Source organism: Pseudomonas sp. KK18, from assembly GCF_037094675.1.
Taxonomy (GTDB): domain Bacteria; phylum Pseudomonadota; class Gammaproteobacteria; order Pseudomonadales; family Pseudomonadaceae; genus Aquipseudomonas.
In genome coordinates, this window is record NZ_CP146605.1 from 6,347,319 (window position 1) to 6,364,832 (window position 17,514).

Sequence of the window (17,514 nt, forward strand, 5' to 3'; positions counted from 1 at the left end):
GCCGTCTTAGCGGTACGACTTCCCGGGGTTATGAGCGTTCAAGGCAATTGATGGGTGGCGATCAGCGAATGCTGAGGGTGGTAACCAGTTGGTTGCGCGGCGGGTTGATCGAGGTGTTGCTGTACTGGAAGGTGCCGCCGGCGTCGATATCCAGCTGGAATGTATAGATGTAGCCCATCAAAGTGCCGGCGCCGCTGCACGGCTGGCTGATGGAACCCACTTGGCAGATGGCCATGCTGGTGCCGGACACCGGCGCTCCATCGAAAAACGCGTGGGAGCTGTTGCCCAGGCCGACTTCCATCACGTACACCAGGGTTTGCCCGCGGTGCGTGCACATCTGGGTGCTGTCGGCCCGCTCGGGAATGGTTTCAGTGCACTTGGCCGACTGAACCTTGAATACCCGCACCTCGCTCAACGCCGGTGCAGGCGCGCCCCACGCCGGTGCCGCACCGAGCCACAGGCCGATGCAACCGAACAGAGCTAGACTCCAGGCGCTGGCTTTTTTCATGCTGTCGATGACCCTGTAATAAACGTCGGCGCAGTATGCCTCAAGGCCATGATCAAGCCTATGCGCCACTGGCCCTCGGCTGCTGGTATGATGCGCCGCTTTTTCCGATCCTCTCTGGAACCACAGGCGCTTGGCGCAGTTTGTGCTTTGACTTAGAGGTCAACAAATAACGACGCAAGATAGCGTCACAGGGAGCAGGCATGCTGGAAAAGCTGTTTCAACTCAAGGCACACAACACGAATGTGCGCACCGAGATTCTCGCGGGCGTCACCACCTTCCTGGCCATGGCCTACATCCTGTTCGTCAACCCGAGCATTCTCGGCGAGACCGGCATGGACAAGGGCGCGGTCTTTGTTGCGACCTGCCTCGCGGCGGCCATCGGTTCCACCGTGATGGGCCTGATCGCCAACTACCCGATTGCCCTGGCACCGGGCATGGGCCTCAACGCATTCTTCACCTACACCGTGGTCCTGCACATGGGCCACACCTGGCAAGTGGCGCTGGGTGCGGTGTTCATCTCGGCAGTGCTGTTCTTCCTGCTGTCGATCTTCCGCATCCGCGAATGGATTATCAACAGCATCCCGCTGCCCCTGCGCTCGGCGATTGCGGCGGGTATCGGCCTGTTCCTGGCGCTGATCGCCCTGCACAACGCCGGCATCGTGGTCAGCAACCCGGCCACCATGGTAGGCCTGGGCGACCTGAAACAACCCGCGCCGATCCTCGCCACCCTCGGCTTCGCGCTGATCGTTGCGCTGGAAGCCCTGAAAGTGCGCGGCGCGGTATTGATCGGCATCCTGGTGGTGACCATCGCCTCCATCGTGCTGGGCTTCACCCCGTTCGGCGGCGTGATGTCGATGCCACCTTCGCTGGCCCCGACCTTCCTGCAACTGGACATCAAGGGCGCCCTGGACATCGGCCTGGTGAGCGTGATTTTCGCGTTCCTGTTCGTCGACCTGTTCGACAACTCCGGCACCCTGATCGGCGTCGCCAAGCGCGCGGGTCTCATGGGCAAGGACGGCCACATGCCGAAAATGGGCCGTGCGCTGATCGCTGACAGCACGGCGGCCATGGCCGGCTCGCTGCTGGGCACCTCGACCACCACCAGCTACATCGAATCGGCGGCGGGCGTGAGCGCCGGTGGCCGTACCGGTTTGACCGCCGTCGTGGTCGCGATCCTGTTCCTGCTGGCGCTGTTCTTCTCGCCACTGGCGGCCAGCGTTCCGGCCTTCGCCACCGCACCGGCGCTGCTGTTCGTCGCCGTGCTGATGACCTCGGGCCTGGCCGAAATCGACTGGGACGACATCACCGTCGCCGCACCGGTGGTGATCACCGCCCTGGCGATGCCATTCACTTATTCCATCGCCAACGGCATTGCCTTCGGTTTCATCGCCTGGACCGCCATCAAGCTGCTTTCGGGCCGCTACCGTGAGCTGAACCCGGCGCTGGTGATCCTGTCGATTCTGTTTGTGATCAAGCTGGGCTGGTTCAACGCATGACTTTTGACGCCGCAAGCTACACCGTTCAACTGGAAGAAAAGGTCACGCGCCTGCGTGACCTGCTGGCGCCGTTCGACGCGCCAGAGCCTCAGGTTTTCGACTCGCCGTTGCAGAACTTCCGCCTGCGGGCGGAGTTCCGCCTGTGGCGCGAAGAGGGTCAGCGCCACTACGCAATGTTCTCCCAGGAGGACAAGCGCACACCGATCCTCATTGAAGAGTTTCCGATTGCCAGCCTGCGCATCAACCAGTTGATGCCGCAACTCAAGGCCGCCTGGCAAGCCAGCGCCGCCCTGAGCCACAAGCTGTTCCAGGTGGAGTTCCTCACCACTCTGGCCGGCGACGCGATGATTACCCTGTGCTATCACCGCCCGCTGGATGAGCATTGGCATACGGCGGCGAACAAGCTGGCGGCGGACCTGAACGTCAGCATCATCGGCCGCTCCAAGGGCAAGCGCGATGTGATCGGCCGCGATTACGTGGTCGAGAAACTCGACGTCGGCGGTCGCACCTTCAGCTATCGCCAGCCTGAAGGCGCGTTCACCCAGCCCAACGGCACGGTGAACCAGAAGATGCTCAACTGGGCATTCGAAGCCCTGGGCGATCGCAGTGACGACTTGCTGGAGCTGTACTGCGGCAACGGCAACTTCACCCTGCCCCTGGCCACTCGCGTGCGCAAAGTGCTGGCCACCGAGATCAGCAAGACTTCGGTGAACGCGGCACTGAGCAACCTCGATGAAAACGCGGTGGATAACGTCACCCTGGTGCGTTTGTCTGCCGAAGAGCTGACCGAGGCCTTGAATGAAGTGCGGCCGTTCCGCCGCCTGCACGGCATCGACCTCAAGAGCTACGAGTTTGGCAGCGTGTTCGTCGACCCGCCGCGTGCCGGCATGGACCCGGACACCTGCGAGCTGACCCGGCGCTTCGAGAACATCCTGTACATCTCCTGCAACCCGGAGACGTTGGCGGCGAACATTGCGCAACTGCATGACACGCACCGGATTACCCAGTGCGCCATGTTTGACCAGTTTCCGTGGACGCACCACATGGAATCGGGTGTGTTGCTGACCCGGCGTTAAATCCCCAGCATTGCAAAAATCAAAATGTGGGAGCCGTCGAGCTTTAGCGAGGCCGCGATGGCGGTGGGTCAGACAGAAAAATGTCATCAGCCCCGCCGCCATCGCAGCCTCGCCAAGGCTCGACAGCTCCCACAGTGGATCGGTGTGTTAGCCGATATAGCCATCATGCCGATGGCTGGAAATACCCCGCCAACGCCCGCAGGTCCTGCTCGTTCAGCAACCCTGCAAAATACTTCAGTTGTATCCGCGCCAGCAGATACGCATGCCGCGCATCCGCCAGGTCGCGGCGTGCCGTGAACAGTTGCTGCTCGGCATCCAGCACATCGAGGTTGACGCGCTCGCCACCGGTCACGCTTTTCTTCGTCGCCGTCACCAGGGCGGTGGCCGAGCTGACCGCCATTTCATACGCCCGCACTTTGGCCGCGCCGCTGGTGTTGAGGTTGAATTGCTTGCGCAGTTCGATCAGCGTCCTGGCGGTCTGCGCGTCCAGTTCATATTGCGCCTGGGACAGTTGATTGGCGGCCTGGCGCGTCGACGCCGACACCGAGCCACCGGCGAACAGCGGCAGGCTGACCTGGATGCCGACGCTGTTGGTGTCGTACTTCTGGTTGTAGCTGCTTTCCGAATCCGAGCTGGTCTGGCGGCTGCTCGCATACAGGCTGACCTTGGGCATGTGCCCGGCGCGCTTGCGCTCCACTTCGTATTCGGCGACGTCCAGCGCGTGGTGCTGGGATTTGAGCTCCGGGTTGTTGGCCATCGCCATTTCCCGCCAGGTCTCGAAACGGTTGGGCGCCAGCGGCGGGATCTCGAACTGGCGAGTCAGCGGCGCCAACTCGTCTATCTGCAACGGCTGGCCCACAATCGCTTCCAGCTCGCGCAAGGCTGCGTCCTGGGTGTCCAGGGATTCGATCTCTTCGGCCTGGGCCAGGCTCAGGCGTGCCTGGGTTTCCAGCACATCGGTGCGGGTGCCCTCGCCGCCCTTGAGCAGCCGTTCATTGAGTTGCAGGCGCTCGGCATACGCGCGTTTCTGGGCGCGGCTCAGCTCGATCCGCTCCTGGGCCAGCAATGCCTGGCTGTAGGCGCTCAACACCCGCACGGCCAGTTCCTGGCTCTTGCTGCGAAAGCGTTCATCGGCAAACAGCGCCTGCGCTGCACCCTGGCGATAGCGCGCATAGGCTTCGTAATCGAGCAGCGGTTGTTGCAGGGTCAGGGTCGAGGCATAGCTGCGGTAATCGCGGTCGCTGGTGACGTTGCCCACCGCCGTCGACTGGGTGACTTCGGACTCATTGCGCGAGTTGTTGTAGCTCCAGGACAGGTTCGGCAACAGCCCGGCGCGGCCGATGATGCGGTTTTCCTCGCCGGCCTCGCGCTCCTGGATTGCCGCCTGAAACGTCGGATCGTTGCGCAGGGCCAAGTCATAGGCGTCGAGCAATCCCAGCGCCTGAACCGATCCACTGCAGGCACAACACAGACCGAATAACAGCGCCTTCATTCTTCCACCAACGCCATGTGAGTCCGATCCATCAAGGGTTTGAACAGGTAGTTGAGCATCGAGCGCTCACCGGTTTTGACGAACGCTTCCACCGGCATGCCCGGGCGAATCTGCAAGCCGTCGAGCTGGCGCATGCCAGCTGCACTGACCTGGGCGCGCAAGGTGTAATACGGCTCATCGGTGCGCTCGTCGACCTGGCGGTCGGCCGACACCAGCGTCACTTCACCGGCAATGCGTGGGGTGGTGCTCTGGTTGAACGCCGAGAACAGCAACTCCACCGGCAAGCCCGGGTGCACCTTGTCGACCATCTGCACCGGCACCCGCGCTTCCACCAGCAGTGGTTCGCCCTGGGGCACGATGTCCATCAGCGCCCGGCCGGGCTTGATCACGCCGCCTTCGGTGTACACCTCCAGCCCCACCACCACGCCAGTCGCCGGCGCGCGCACCAGGCTGTTGGCCAGTTCGAATTCGGCCGAGGCCAACCGGTTGCGCAAGTCGTCGCTGCGGGTGCGGGTTTCGGCCAGTTGGCCGCGCAGGTCTTTCTGGAAGTCTTCGCCGAGCTGGCGGATGCGCAGGCGCAGTTCAAGGACTTGCCGTTGCAACTGGCCGATGCGGCCGAAATCCTCGGCAATCGCACCGTCGAGCTGGGCATACAGCCGTTCATTTTCCAGCAGCCGATTGCGCGGAATGTAGCCGTCCCGCGCCAGCTCGCGCAGGCCTTGCAGTTGTTCATTCATCGCGGTGCGTTGCAGCACTTTGCTGGCCTGGGATTCCCGGGTGCCGCGCAATTGTGCCTCGGCCCCGGCGATGGTTTCCCGCAGGCCTTGCTGCTCCGTGGCCAGGGCCTGGGCGCGACTGCTGAACAGTTGCCGTTGCAGGCTCAAGGTGGCGGCGGCCTCAGGCTCGTTCAGCAGTTCGGGGCCGAAGACGATGGCCGACAAGCCTTCGCTCTCGGCACTCAAGCGCGCTTCGCTGGCCCGGGACGCAATGAACTGGCTGCGCAAAGACTGCATCTGCCCGCGCAACGGGGTTTCCTTCAGGCGGACCAATACCTGGCCGGCGCTCACCACCTCGCCATCGCGCACCTCGATCCGCTCGACGATCCCGCCCGCGGGGTGCTGCACCGTCTTGCGGTGCCCCGACACCATGACCTTGCCGGACACCGCCACACCCTTGTCCAACGGTGCCAGCGCGGCCCAGCCAAGGAACCCGGCAAACCCGCCGAGCACCAGCAACCAGCCCAGGCGCGCGTATTTTTTATCGTCCAGCGCCAGCACGTTGTTCACCGGCGGCACGCTGTTGTCCGTCACAAGCACAGGTCGGCTCATGCTTTTTTTCCTTCACCGAGGCGGTAGCTCATGCTCATCGCCGACACCGGTTTGGGCGGCGCGGCCGCCGGTTTCTGCGTGGCCTCCAGCACCCGCGCCGTGGGCCCGAACGCCTGCAACTGGCCGTCCCGCAGAATCAGTAATTGGTCCGTCAACGCCAGCACAGGGGTCTTGTGGGTGATCAGCACCAGCGTGCGACGCTGCGCCTTGAGCAAGGTGATGGCATGGAGCAAGGCCTGCTCGCCGGCCTCATCGAGATTGGAATTGGGCTCATCCAGTACGATCAGCGCAGGCACGCCGTACAGCGCTCGCGCCAGCGCGACACGTTGCTTCTGCCCGCCGGACAACCCGGCACCGCCCTCCCCCAGTTGGGTGTCGTAGCCTTGGGGCAACTGCAGGATCAGTTGATGCACGCCGGCCATTTGCGCGGCAGCGAGCACCTTGTCCGAATCCACGGTGTCGAAACGCGCGATGTTGTCGGCAATGCTGCCGGCGAACAGCTGGATGTCCTGGGGCAGATACCCAATGTGCGGGCCGAGTTGCTGCTTGTCCCATTGCGCCAGGTCCGCGCCGTCGAGCCGCACCTTGCCGGCCAAGGGCGCCCAGGCCCCCACCAGCAACCGCGCCAGGGTCGACTTGCCGCAACCGGAAGGCCCGATCACGCCCAGCACGTCACCGGCAGGCAGGCTGAACCCGAGGTTGGCCAATGCAGGCCGACGACTGCCAGGCGCACACGCGCTTACCTGCTCGACCGTCAACTGGCCGCTGGGCGCCGGCAAGCTCATGCGCTCGGTGCGCGCCGGGTTGGCCGCCAGCATCAGGGTCAAACGGTCATAAGCCAGGCGCGCCGAACTCCACTGTTTCCACACGCCGATCAGTTGGTCGATAGGGCTCAGTACCCGCCCCATCAGGATCGAGCCGGCGATCATCATGCCCGGCGTAATCGCCCCCTGCACCGCCAGCAATGCACCCAGACCGAGGACCAATGACTGCAACGCCAGGCGTACGCCCTTGGACCAGGCACTGATGGCAGCGGTCTTTTCACTGGCCAGGTTCTGCGCCGCCAGAAACGCCTGGTGCTGGGCAAACCAGCGCGCACGCAAGGTTGCCAGCATGCCCATGGCTTCGATGGCTTCGGCATTGCGCAGGTTGGCCGTGGCCTGCTGGCTGGCGCTGATCGACAGCTGATTGGCCTGAGTCAACGGTGCCTGGCAGATGTGCTGGTTGGCCCACGCCAGCGCCATCAGCATCAGCGCACCGGCCAGCGCCAGGACGCCGAGCCAGGGGTGGAACAGGAAGATCACCAGCAAGTACACCGGAAACCACGGCGCATCAAAAAATGCGAACAGCGCCTGGCCGGTGGCGAACTGGCGCAAGGTCGTCAGGTCGCTCAACGCCTGCCCGGCCGCCTGGGTGCCGCCCTTGAGTTGCGCCTCGAACGCGGCGTCGTACACCCGCTGGTTCAGGCGCATGTCCATCTGTGTGCCAAGACGGATCACCACCTGGCTGCGCACCCACTCCAGCGCGCCCATCAAGCCGAACAAGCCAAGGATCATCAGCGTCAGCATCAACAGGGTCATCGAGTTGCCGGAGGCCAGCACCCGGTCGTAGACCTGCAACATGTACAGCGCCGGGGCCAGCATCAACAGGTTGATCACTGCCGAAAACAGGCCAATGTTGAGGAAGCCACTTTTATAGGCCGTGAGAGCGGCCAGGGTTTCGTTGCCGGCATGGCGCATCGAGGGAGTCTCATGGGGGAAATCGGGAAGCGCCGCCCGCGTTTGACACGCCGCGCGCCGCTGCGCAGAATTTGTCACCGCCGTCGCCCTGGCCTTCGAAACTCACGGCGACGACGGGGTTTACGCAGCGAATGGGAGAGCGATCTTCCATTCGCTTTTTTCATTGCACAGCCACATCAGGCAGCGAGTGCCCAGTCCTGTGCAACGTCCTGCACGCCTACCAGGGCGACGTCGGTGATGGTTGCCGTAGCGTGTGCTGCCAGGCCGGCCGAGATCTCGTCGAAGGTGTTGGCGGTGGACAGGCCGAAGTCGTCCAGCAGGTTGTTGAGCACGGTTTCCAGTGCCGAGGTGTTGCCTTGCATCAGGCTGTAGATCACGTTCTGAACGTCATTGCCGACGCGGCCTGCACCTTGTGCCGCGCTCAAGTCGAGGCCGTTGAAAGCCACTTTGAACGCATCGAGGGTGAAGTCGCTGCCATTGCCGCCGCTTAGGCCGGTGCCCAGTTGAACGTTATCCAGGTTGCCCCACAGGTAGTGGTTTTCGTTGTGGCTGGCTGGCAGCGCCGGGTTGAATACGTAGTGCAGGCCGTTGCTGGTGTTGCTGTCGGCAATGAAGGCGTAGTCGGAATTGTTGGCGCCGTGGGTCGAATACTGGTCGCCGCTCAGGGAGCCGTTGCTGAAGCCGCCGGTGTTGCTGCTGCCGTGCCCCGCAGTGTTGAACCCCAGTGCCCAGTCGGTCAGGTAGTCCGAGACGGAGTAAGCACCGAGCGCAGCTTCGTAACTAACAGAAATAGTCATCACTTAACCTCGTTATAAACAACACGATTGATCAGCACGCTCATACAGCGCACTTTTTGCCCACCCTTGGGCAAAACCGTTGGTTGATAAAGTGCCGTGGCACCTTGATCAGAACTTGTATTCGAGCATCCCGCTCAACGTTCGCCCGCGCGCCAGGCTCAGGTTATTGGCGTCCCCCATGGCAACGAAGTAGGCCTCATCGGTGGCGTTTTCCAGCGCCAGGGCGATGTTCAATTGGTCGGTCATCCAGTAGCTGGCGTACAGGTCATAGAGGGTGTACTGGGGCCATAGCGCCTGGTCGATGAAGTCATAACCTTGTGAGTCGAGGTTCTCGCCATTGCCTGAGCTGTAGCGCACGCGGACGCCCATATCGAGTCGCTTTTCCAGGAAGCGCGCGCCCAGGGTCAGCGAGCCGCGATCAGCCGGCATATAGGTGGCGTTGCCCATGATCCGGCCACAGCTTTCCTTGTTGTTGGCGACATCGTCGTCCAGCACCTCATACGTGGTCACCGGGCGCAGGCCGGTCGTGCCGTTTGGCCGGGTGTAGCGTTCATAGCGTGTGGTGGACGGCCCGTTCTTCTTCGCCCCGCCCATGTAATAGTTCTTCGAGCAGAACTCATTACTGCCGATCATGTGGGTGTAACTAAGGTTGGCGTACGCCCGCCCCATGTCGTAGTTGAGCTGGTACTCCACCCCCCGAAAGCGCGTGGGGTTGGTGTTATTGACGTACGCCATCGTGCCGAGAAAACCGCCGACGGAGGTCTCCGGCAAACTGACGCTGTGATTGAGGAAAGAGAAGTTCTCGATCCGGGTATCGAAGTAAGCCACCTTCATGCCCAGGCGGTCGTCACCGAACAGCAGTCCCTCTTTGAATACGTTCACGCCCATTTCCCAGTCCCGCGACTCTTCGGGTTTCAGGAACGGGTTGGGAAACACCCGCTCTGATGAGCTGCCACCGTGAGGACGCCCGGTCATGAAGGTTTCCGTTACCGCCGGCGGGCGCCAGCCCTTGCCCCAGCGGGCGTAGAGTTGCATCCAGTCCAGCCCCGGCTTTATGCCGATACCGAACGAGGGAGAGAACTGGCCCTCTTCTCTATCAATGTCGAACACTTCCTCGACACGCTTGGCACCTACCGTGCTGCTGTAGAACCGATCGCGCCGGTAGAGCGTCATCCCGGTGACCCCTTCCAGCCGATAGCGGTCGTACCGCAAGCCCGCATCCAGCGTCAGCCAGTCGCCATATTCGTACTGCAGGTTGTTGAACAGGCTGGCGATGGTGCGTTTGCCACCGGGCGTCCCGCCTTCAACGTAAGGCAACAGGCCGGAAAGGTTGGTGGCCTCGACCTTGTTGGTACTGGGCTTGAACTTGTCTTGATACACCTCCACGCCGTAGTTCCAACTCACATGACCCAACGCATCGAAGTCGAACCGCGATGTGTTGTCGCCCTGTACACCCCAGGTATCGGTCTGAAAATGATCCGTGTAGCCCGCCACATAGTTGCCGGAGGTCAGCGACGCGGTGTTGGGCGCATTGTCCCGGTCCATCTGTGTGGTGACGTAGTAGACCTTGGCCTTGAAATCGATCAGCGGGTTATCCGGCGTGTAGCGATAATCCAGTCCGACGTTCCTGGCATTGAGGTTGTTCTTGCTGACGCGCTGGTAGTACACGCTCTGGTTATCCGGGGCGGTGTAGGCCCACGCGTCATTGCTGTCGCTGTCACTTTCCAGGTAGCTCAGTTGCACCCGTTGGTCATTGGGCAGGTTCAGGCCGAACTTGACGATTTGCGAGCGGGTCACGCTGCCGGTGTCACCGACCTCACTGTTCAGCCAATCGTCGAAGGCCGCAGGCTGGGAGTCACGAGCGCGCAAATGAGTACCCAGTTTCTGGTCGTTGTGAGTACCGGCGCGGTAGTCGCCAAAATGCCGTTCGCTGTACCCCAGCAGCACGTCGCCGCGCTCGTCGCCAAAGGCAAACACACCGCTGCCGTTGAAATAGGTGCCGTTACCCAGTTCACCAATCCCGCTACCGGCACGCAGACGCCCGCCATAGTCCTTGCCATCGGCCAGGAACTCACTGGCCTCGAGGGTCTTGAAGGATGCAATCCCGCCCAACACGGCAGCACCGCCCTGCCCGGACTGGCTGCCCTTGTCGATTTCGATGCTGGAGATGAATTCCGGGTCGATCAACATCGTGCCGTTGCGCTGCTGGTGGCCGTTGACGTTGAAGTTCTGGCGCATGCCGTCGATGTTCATGTTGACCCGGCCGTAGTCCTGCACGCCGCGGATGTTCACCGACAGGCCCGGGTCACGCTGGTTGACGGCGGTGTACACGCCGGCGGTTTCTTCGAGCATGTCGGCGGCGTGGCGTGGTGGGCGTTTGTCGATCTGCTCGCGACTGATCACGGCCACCGAGCGCGGTGTGTCGTACACCCAGTCGCTTGGCTTGCCGTTGGTGTTGCCGGTGATGGTGGTGGTGCCCACGGTCAGCGCACCGTCATGGTCGGCGCCGACGCGAGTCAGCGTCACCTGCCGGTCCCCGGTAAAGCGGTATTCCACCGGTGCACTGCCCACCAATCGGCCGAGGCCTTCCTGGGCGCTGTAACGGCCCTTGAGCGCGGTGCTGGTGAGGCCTTGCAGGCGCGCGCTGTCGAACAACACTTGCAACCCGGCCTGGTCGGCGAACGTCAGTACGGCAAGGCCCAAGGGTTGCGCCGCAATATCAAACGTCAACGTGACAGGCTGTGATTCACCGACTGGCGCCTCGGCGGCCTGCACCTGGCAGGCGGAGGCTAACAGCCCCAGGTGGATGGCAAGGGCCAACCGGCTACCGGTGTTGCGCCCCTTGGTGATTGCAGACATCGACGTTATCCCTTCGCTGACCATTCTTGTTTATGCGAATACTTCTCACTTAACAGGACGTGTCAGGCGTCGGAACTCAGTAAGGTTTTTTTGAAAGTTTTTTCAAAGGGCGTAAACGGGGCCCGGCGACCCCATCAATAGATCAGGCTCAGCCCCGCCAGATCAAAGCGCTGCACCTGTAATTCTTCGGTCAGGGTGCCGAGGGCCGTGTCGAGCATATCGAGGCGGAACACGCCGCTGACTTCACGGGTGCCGAGGTCGGCATTGGTCAGCACCACCTTGCCCGGCCGGTAGCGGTTGAGCTGCTCGATGACCTTGGCCAGCGGCAAGCGGTCGAAGATCAGCACACCGCGACGCCAACTGGTGGCGCGCTCCAGGTCGAAGTCGTCGAGGGCGACCACGCCGTTCTCCGGGCTGTAGCGCGCAGCCTGGCCTTCCTTGAGCACAGTTGCTTTCTGCGGCAGCGCCTGCAGCGTGACGGCCACACTGTGCTGCAACACTCCGACCCAGGCCTGCCGGTCGTCCTCACGCTCGACCACAAACCGCGTGCCCAGGGCACGGGTTTGCCCGCTGGCGCTGTGCACCACGAACGGCCTTTTTTCCTCACCGGCCATGGGCGCCACATCAAAGATCGCCGAGCCTTTGATCAGGCTGATGCGCCGCTGCACACCGTCAAAATCCAGCTTGATCGCACTCGCAGAATCCAGTTGCACGCTGCTGCCGTCCGCCAGGTGCACGGTGCGCACTTCGCCTTTTTGGGTGAGGTAATCGGCCTGCACCTGCAGCAGCGCCTCAGGCCCGCGCACCCAGCCGACGCCCGCCACCACCAGCAACAGCGCAACACTCGCCGCCATGCGCCACGGCCTGCGCCGACGAGGGCCGCGCACCGGCGCAGCGGTAGCGGGCGGCCGCTGGCGATGCACCGTCTCATCGCGATGCACCTCGCCCAGCGCCGCCCACGTCTGCTCGGCAAAACGCAGCGCCGCTTCATGGCGGCTGTCTCTGGCGATCCATTGGCGCAGCTCGGCCTGCTCCTGATCGGTCAGGGCGCCGGCGTGCAGGCGCACCGCCCAATCGGCAGCCGCCTCGGTAATGCTGTGCTGTTGCGGACCCGGGCTATTCACGTGTGAATCTCGAATTTTTCGTTATATAACGCTGTGACGTCTGACCCCAGGTTTGTCGGTAATTCATTCGTCGGACGGCCCCGCCTCACCTTCCTGCAAACGCTGCATGACATACGCCAGCGCCTTGGCCAGGTGCTTTTGCACTGAGCTGTCGGAAATTCCCAGGTGGCGCGCGACCTGGGCATGGGTCATGCCCTCGATCCGGTTGAGACGGAAAATCTGCCGGGTACGCTCCGGCAATTCCGCCAGTGCCTGCTTCAATGCCTGCCGCTGTTGCTGCGCCATCGCCTGAGCCTCCAACCCGGCCATTTCATCTTCAATCTCGGCCAGCGCCTCATGGGGCACGGAGTCGGTCTTGCGCCGCGCCTCCTGGCGGATATGGTCGATCAGCAGATTGCCGGCCGTGCGATAGAGATAGCCCTGGGAGTTGTCGATGCGCTCGCCGGCCGGCTTTTGCGCCAGGCGCAGGAAACTCTCCTGCACCAGGTCTGCGGCCAACTGCGGGTCCCGTACCTTGCGTGCGAGATACCCGCGCAGGGTATCGGCGTGCTTGAGAAACAGGCCTTTGAGATCCACGTCCGACAAACCGACTCCCTGGAATGTTAAGGAAACAGGCGGGCATCTTAAGCGTTGTCGAGAATGATTTTCAATTGATATCAACTCTGATCCACACAACGGTGGTTTTCATTCTGCGTTCGGTAATCGAACGGTTCCCACCCACGCGATTGACCAAATTAACCATTTAGTACATTTTATCGACATACATAAAAACAACAGTGGAGAACCCTCTATGCCGCCCATCGTGCTGGTGCTCAACGGCCCCAACCTCAACCTGCTCGGCACTCGCGAGCCCGCCACTTATGGCCATGAAACCCTGGCCGACCTTGCTGCCCTGTGTGGCCGCAGCGCCGAGCAACTGGGCCTGAAAGTCGAATTCCGCCAGACCAACCACGAAGGCGAATTGCTGGACTGGATCCACGGCGCCCGCGCCCGTTGCGCCGGCATCGTGATCAACCCGGCAGCCTGGACCCACACTTCGGTGGCGATCCGCGACGCGCTGGTGGCCAGTGAAGTACCGGTGATCGAGGTGCACTTGTCCAACGTGCATGCCCGGGAAGCGTTCCGTCATCACTCGTTCGTGTCGCCGATTGCCAAGGCGGTGCTGGCCGGGTTTGGCAGCCACGGTTATCACCTCGCCCTCGAACATTTCAGCAAGACCTTGAAGGGATGAGCGCGGTGTCCAAACGTCGAATTCTGGCCGGCCTGATAGGCGCCGGCATCCAGGCTTCCCGCACCCCGGCCCTGCATGAGCATGAAGGCGATGCCCAGGGCCTGCGTTACCTCTATCGCCTGATCGACCTCGACCGGCTACAGGTGGATACCCGCGCCCTGCCCGACCTGTTGATGGCGGCCGAACAGATGAACTTCACCGGCTTGAACATCACCTACCCGTGCAAGCAGGCGATCCTGCCGTTGCTGGATGACCTGTCACCCGAAGCACGGGGCATCGGCGCGGTGAACACCGTGGTGCTTTGCGACGGTAAACGCATCGGCCACAACACCGACTGCCTGGGCTTTGCCGAAGGCTTTCGCCGGGGCTTGAGTGATGTGGCTCGAAAGTTCGTGGTGCAGATGGGCGCGGGCGGCGCCGGGGCGGCAGTCGCCCATGCGCTGCTGGGTGAAGGCGTGGAACGCTTGAGTATTTTCGACATGGACGCCGAACGTGCCCGCAGCCTGGCGAACAACCTCAACCAGCATTTTGGTACCGGCCGGGCGCAGGCCGGCAATGACCTGGAAAGCGCCATGGCCGAGGCCGATGGCCTGGTGAATACCACGCCGATGGGCATGGCCAAGCTGCCGGGCATGCCCGTGCCGTTGGGCACCTTGCGCGCCGACTTGTGGGTAGCGGAGATCGTGTACTTCCCACTGGAAACCGAACTGCTGCGCAACGCCCGCGCCCTGGGTTGCCGCACCCTGGATGGCGGCAACATGGCGGTGTTTCAGGCGGTGAAGGCGTTTGAGTTGTTCACTGGCGAAGTGGCGGATGCAGAGCGCATGCTCGCGCACTTCCAGAGCATGACCACCCAACTGTAGAAACCGGATTAGAAATGTGGGAGCGGGCTTGCTCGCGAATGCGGTGGATCAGCCAAACATCCGGCGACTGACACTCCGCCTTCGCGAGCAAGCCCGCTCCCACATTTTGCTCGGTGTTGAACTCAAGCCTGCAGGTAGCGCAACACCGACTCGCAGATCATCGCCCGATGCCGCTGCCTGACCGCCTCATCCGACAACTCGATCTGAAAGATCTCGCTGAAGGTGTGGCGGTTCGACACCCGGTAGAAGCTGAACGAGTTGATCAGCAAGTGCACGTCCAGCGGCTCCAGCCCTTCCCGGAACAACCCCAACTCGGCGCCCCGGCGCAACGTGGTGCCAAGGGCTTCGAGGATGTTGCTGTTCATCGCCTTGATCGACGTCGACTGCTTTACATACTCGGCGTTGTGGATGTTCTCGATGCTCACGATGCGCACAAAATCCACGTTCTGATCGTGGTGATCAAAGGTGAATTCCACCAGCCGGCGGATCGCTTCCCGGGGCTCCAGGGCCGTCAGGTTCATCCGTGTCTCGGTGTTGCGAATGTCGCCGTAGAGTTTCTCCAGCACCTCGACGTAGAGCTGTTCCTTGCTGCCGAAGTAGTAATAGATCATGCGCTTGGAGGTCTGGATACGCTCCGCGATCGCGTCCACCCGGGCGCCGGAAAGGCCCTGGGTGACAAACTCGACGATGGCTTCCTGGAGAATGTTCTCGCGGGTCTTTTCCGGGTTGTTCTTGCGGCTCTTGCGCGGTGCGGTGGCCGCGGCGGGAAGCTCGGAGGTCAGGGTCATGGTGCGCTCACGGCCTTAGGTGCAGGCGCTGATTATGGGCCGCGCCGCACGCCGAAGGAAGCGCCGGCACCTTACAACCTGGCCTGGCGCACCGCACCGCTGCGGGACTTGGCCATGGCCGCCAGGCGCACCGCCACGTTGGCCGCACCGTAGCCGGCGTAACCGTTCTTGCGCTGGATGATCTCGAAGAAAAACCGGCCCTCGAACGGTTCGGTATAAACGTGAAACAGTTCACCGCCCTGGGCATCGCGGTCGTAGAGGACGTTGTAATACGCGAGCTGGCTGAGGAACTCGTCATCGAAATCAAACCGCGCCGCCAGGTCATCGTAATAGTTCAGCGGGATATCCAGCAGCGGCACGCCCGCATCCTTGGCCCGGCTGACCTCGGCGAAAATGTCCGCGCAGTCGAAGGCAATGTGGTGCACGCCCGAGCCGCGATAGCTCGACAACGCGTGGGAAATCGCGGTGTTGCGGTTCTCGGAAATATTCAGCGGCAGGCGAATCGAGCTGCAACGGCTGCGCAGTGCCCGGCTTTTCACCAGGCCATAGGGGTCCGGCAGCACCACTTCGTCGTCGGCTTCGAAATCCAGCAAGCTTTTGTAGAACAACACCCAACTGTCGAGGCTGTCGGCGGGCAAGGCCATGGCCATGTGGTCGATGCGCAGCAGGCCGCCGCTGGCGGCGTTCGCCGGTTGCAGGTTGAAGTCGGTGTCGTAGAGGCCGCCTTCGTGCTGGTCCACCAGGTAGATCAGGCTGCCATCCGGTGCGCGCACCGCTGCCAGCTCCAGCTCGTTGGGGCCGACCAGCCCACGATACGGCTGGCCCTTGTAGGCCACCGCCCGCTCCAGGGCCTTGGCGCTGTCCTTTACCCGGATCGCCGTGGCGCACAACGACGGGCCGTGGGCCTCGAAGAAGTTATGGGCGAAGGAATAGGGTTCGCAATTGAGGATCAGGTTGATATCGCCCTGGCGCAACAGGCTGACGCTCTTGGATCGATGCTGCCCGGCCTTGACGAAGCCCAGGCGCTCCAGCCATGAAGTGAGCTTGGCGCCGAGGTTTTCATCCACGGCAAATTCCAGGAATTCAATGCCGTCGTATTCGCTGGCGGCCGGGGTTTCAAACAGGATCTCGGGGACCGGCGTCGCTTCTTGCTCCAATCGCTGGCGGGTTTTCTCTTCGAGGTACAGCAGCGAGCGCAGGCCGTCGGCGGCATTCGCCCGGGTCGGCGCGGCGCGGAAGCCGTCGTTGAAGATTTCCAGGGACAACGGCCCGGTGTAGCCGCTCTTGATGATGGGGGCGAGAAAGCCCGCCAGGTCGAACTCGCCCTGGCCTGGGAAGCAGCGGAAATGCCGGCTCCATTCCAGTACATCCATGGCGAGGATCGGTGCATCGGCCATCTGCACAAAGAAAATCTTGTCGCCGGGAATCTCGGCAATCGCACTCGGGTCGCCCTTGAGAGACAGGGTGTGGAAGCTGTCGAGCAACACGCCCAGGCTCGGATGATCGATCTTGCGCACCAGGTTCCACACCTGCTGCCAGGTGTTGACGTGCCGGCCCCAGGCCAGCGCTTCATAGCCGATGCGCAAGCCCCGGCGGCCAGCGTGTTCGGCCAGCAGGCTCAAGTCATCCAGCAGAATGCTTTCATCGCCCACGGAATCGGCTGACGCGTTACTGCACACCAGCACCAGGTCGGTGCCCAACTCCTGCATCAAGTCGAACTTGCGCTCGGCCCGCTCCAGGTTGCGTGCCAGGCGGTCGCGGCGGCAGCCCTCAAAGTCCCGGAACGGCTGGAACAAGGTGATGGCAATGCCGAGGTCGGCGCACATTTGCCTGACTTCACGCGGACTGCCGTCGTAATACAGCAGATCGTTTTCGAAGATTTCCACGCCATCAAACCCGGCAGCCGCGATGGCTTCGAGTTTTTCCGGCAAGGTTCCGCTCAAGGAAACGGTGGCGATGGAGCGTTGCATGGGGCGACTCCCGGCATTGAGGCATGTCTTGTTTACGGCAAATTATTGGCCGCCAGGTTCATCACAGCAATTGAAATGTACGAACCGGTTAGTTTTATGGGCGATTATCGAACAGAATGGCAATCGGCGAATTGACGATTTTTTAGCCGCTGCGCACCATCGACAGCACATTGAGCCCCGCTTCCATTGAGCGGCCTCGGTTAACCAAGACCCTGAACACACCATAAAAATTTCAAAAAAACG

Annotated in this window: 14 protein-coding genes; 4 read left to right on the plus strand and 10 right to left on the minus strand. The window is 62.3% G+C overall.

All coding sequences use genetic code 11. The annotated features are described in order from the left end of the window. Window positions 1-61: 61 nt before the first annotated feature. Window positions 62-508, minus strand: coding sequence for a DUF4879 domain-containing protein (locus V6607_RS28800; protein ID WP_003215559.1), 447 nt, complete (start codon window positions 506-508; stop codon window positions 62-64). 200 nt (window positions 509-708) lie between these two features. On the opposite strand from V6607_RS28800, the gene V6607_RS28805 reads away from it, so the two are divergent. Both V6607_RS28805 and trmA read left to right on the plus strand, forming a co-directional pair. Further along, on the plus strand, window positions 709-2,004 hold the full coding sequence (locus tag V6607_RS28805; protein ID WP_003215557.1) for an NCS2 family permease: 1,296 nt from the start codon (window positions 709-711) through the stop codon (window positions 2,002-2,004). Continuing rightward, the gene (gene trmA, locus V6607_RS28810; protein WP_102605483.1) at window positions 2,001-3,080 is read left to right on the plus strand and encodes a tRNA (uridine(54)-C5)-methyltransferase TrmA; all 1,080 of its coding nucleotides are present in this window, start codon (window positions 2,001-2,003) and stop codon (window positions 3,078-3,080) included. Before V6607_RS28805 ends, trmA begins: the two co-directional genes overlap by 4 nt. 163 nt (window positions 3,081-3,243) lie before the next feature. Here the strand turns inward: trmA and V6607_RS28815 are convergent, their stop codons facing one another. From V6607_RS28815 to V6607_RS28845, 7 genes are all read right to left on the minus strand, one after another. Next, window positions 3,244-4,572: a TolC family outer membrane protein gene (locus tag V6607_RS28815; protein ID WP_214499390.1), complete on the minus strand. Its 1,329-nt coding sequence runs from the start codon at window positions 4,570-4,572 to the stop codon at window positions 3,244-3,246. Next, on the minus strand, window positions 4,569-5,900 hold the full coding sequence (locus V6607_RS28820) for an HlyD family type I secretion periplasmic adaptor subunit (protein WP_338742281.1): 1,332 nt from the start codon (window positions 5,898-5,900) through the stop codon (window positions 4,569-4,571). The genes V6607_RS28815 and V6607_RS28820 overlap by 4 nt, the downstream gene beginning before the upstream one ends. Further along, entirely contained in the window at window positions 5,897-7,639 is a 1,743-nt protein-coding gene (locus V6607_RS28825; protein ID WP_102369947.1) for a type I secretion system permease/ATPase, read from the minus strand. Before V6607_RS28825 ends, V6607_RS28820 begins: the two co-directional genes overlap by 4 nt. Before the next feature lie 176 nt (window positions 7,640-7,815). Continuing rightward, a complete protein-coding gene (locus V6607_RS28830; RefSeq protein ID WP_134327347.1) occupies window positions 7,816-8,436 on the minus strand; it encodes a heme acquisition protein HasA in 621 nt (206 codons plus the stop codon). Window positions 8,437-8,544: 108 nt separating this feature from the next. Next, a complete protein-coding gene (locus tag V6607_RS28835; RefSeq protein ID WP_134327348.1) occupies window positions 8,545-11,295 on the minus strand; it encodes a TonB-dependent receptor in 2,751 nt (916 codons plus the stop codon). 134 nt (window positions 11,296-11,429) lie between these two features. Beyond that, on the minus strand, window positions 11,430-12,419 hold the full coding sequence (locus V6607_RS28840; protein ID WP_134327349.1) for a FecR family protein: 990 nt from the start codon (window positions 12,417-12,419) through the stop codon (window positions 11,430-11,432). Window positions 12,420-12,482: 63 nt separating this feature from the next. After that, the gene (locus V6607_RS28845) at window positions 12,483-13,004 is read right to left on the minus strand and encodes an RNA polymerase sigma factor (protein ID WP_003215543.1); all 522 of its coding nucleotides are present in this window, start codon (window positions 13,002-13,004) and stop codon (window positions 12,483-12,485) included. A gap of 205 nt (window positions 13,005-13,209) precedes the next feature. On the opposite strand from V6607_RS28845, the gene aroQ reads away from it, so the two are divergent. After that, on the plus strand, window positions 13,210-13,650 hold the full coding sequence (gene aroQ, locus V6607_RS28850; protein WP_087693554.1) for a type II 3-dehydroquinate dehydratase: 441 nt from the start codon (window positions 13,210-13,212) through the stop codon (window positions 13,648-13,650). Then, a complete protein-coding gene (locus V6607_RS28855; protein WP_166742179.1) occupies window positions 13,647-14,513 on the plus strand; it encodes a shikimate dehydrogenase in 867 nt (288 codons plus the stop codon). The genes aroQ and V6607_RS28855 overlap by 4 nt, the downstream gene beginning before the upstream one ends. 122 nt (window positions 14,514-14,635) lie before the next feature. Here V6607_RS28855 and V6607_RS28860 read toward each other — a convergent pair whose 3' ends face one another. Then, the gene (locus V6607_RS28860) at window positions 14,636-15,301 is read right to left on the minus strand and encodes a TetR/AcrR family transcriptional regulator (protein WP_134327351.1); all 666 of its coding nucleotides are present in this window, start codon (window positions 15,299-15,301) and stop codon (window positions 14,636-14,638) included. Between the two features lie 71 nt (window positions 15,302-15,372). After that, complete coding sequence (gene quiC, locus V6607_RS28865; RefSeq protein WP_003215536.1) at window positions 15,373-17,271, minus strand: 3-dehydroshikimate dehydratase QuiC; 1,899 nt, start codon at window positions 17,269-17,271, stop codon at window positions 15,373-15,375. Between the last annotated feature and the right edge of the window lie 243 nt (window positions 17,272-17,514).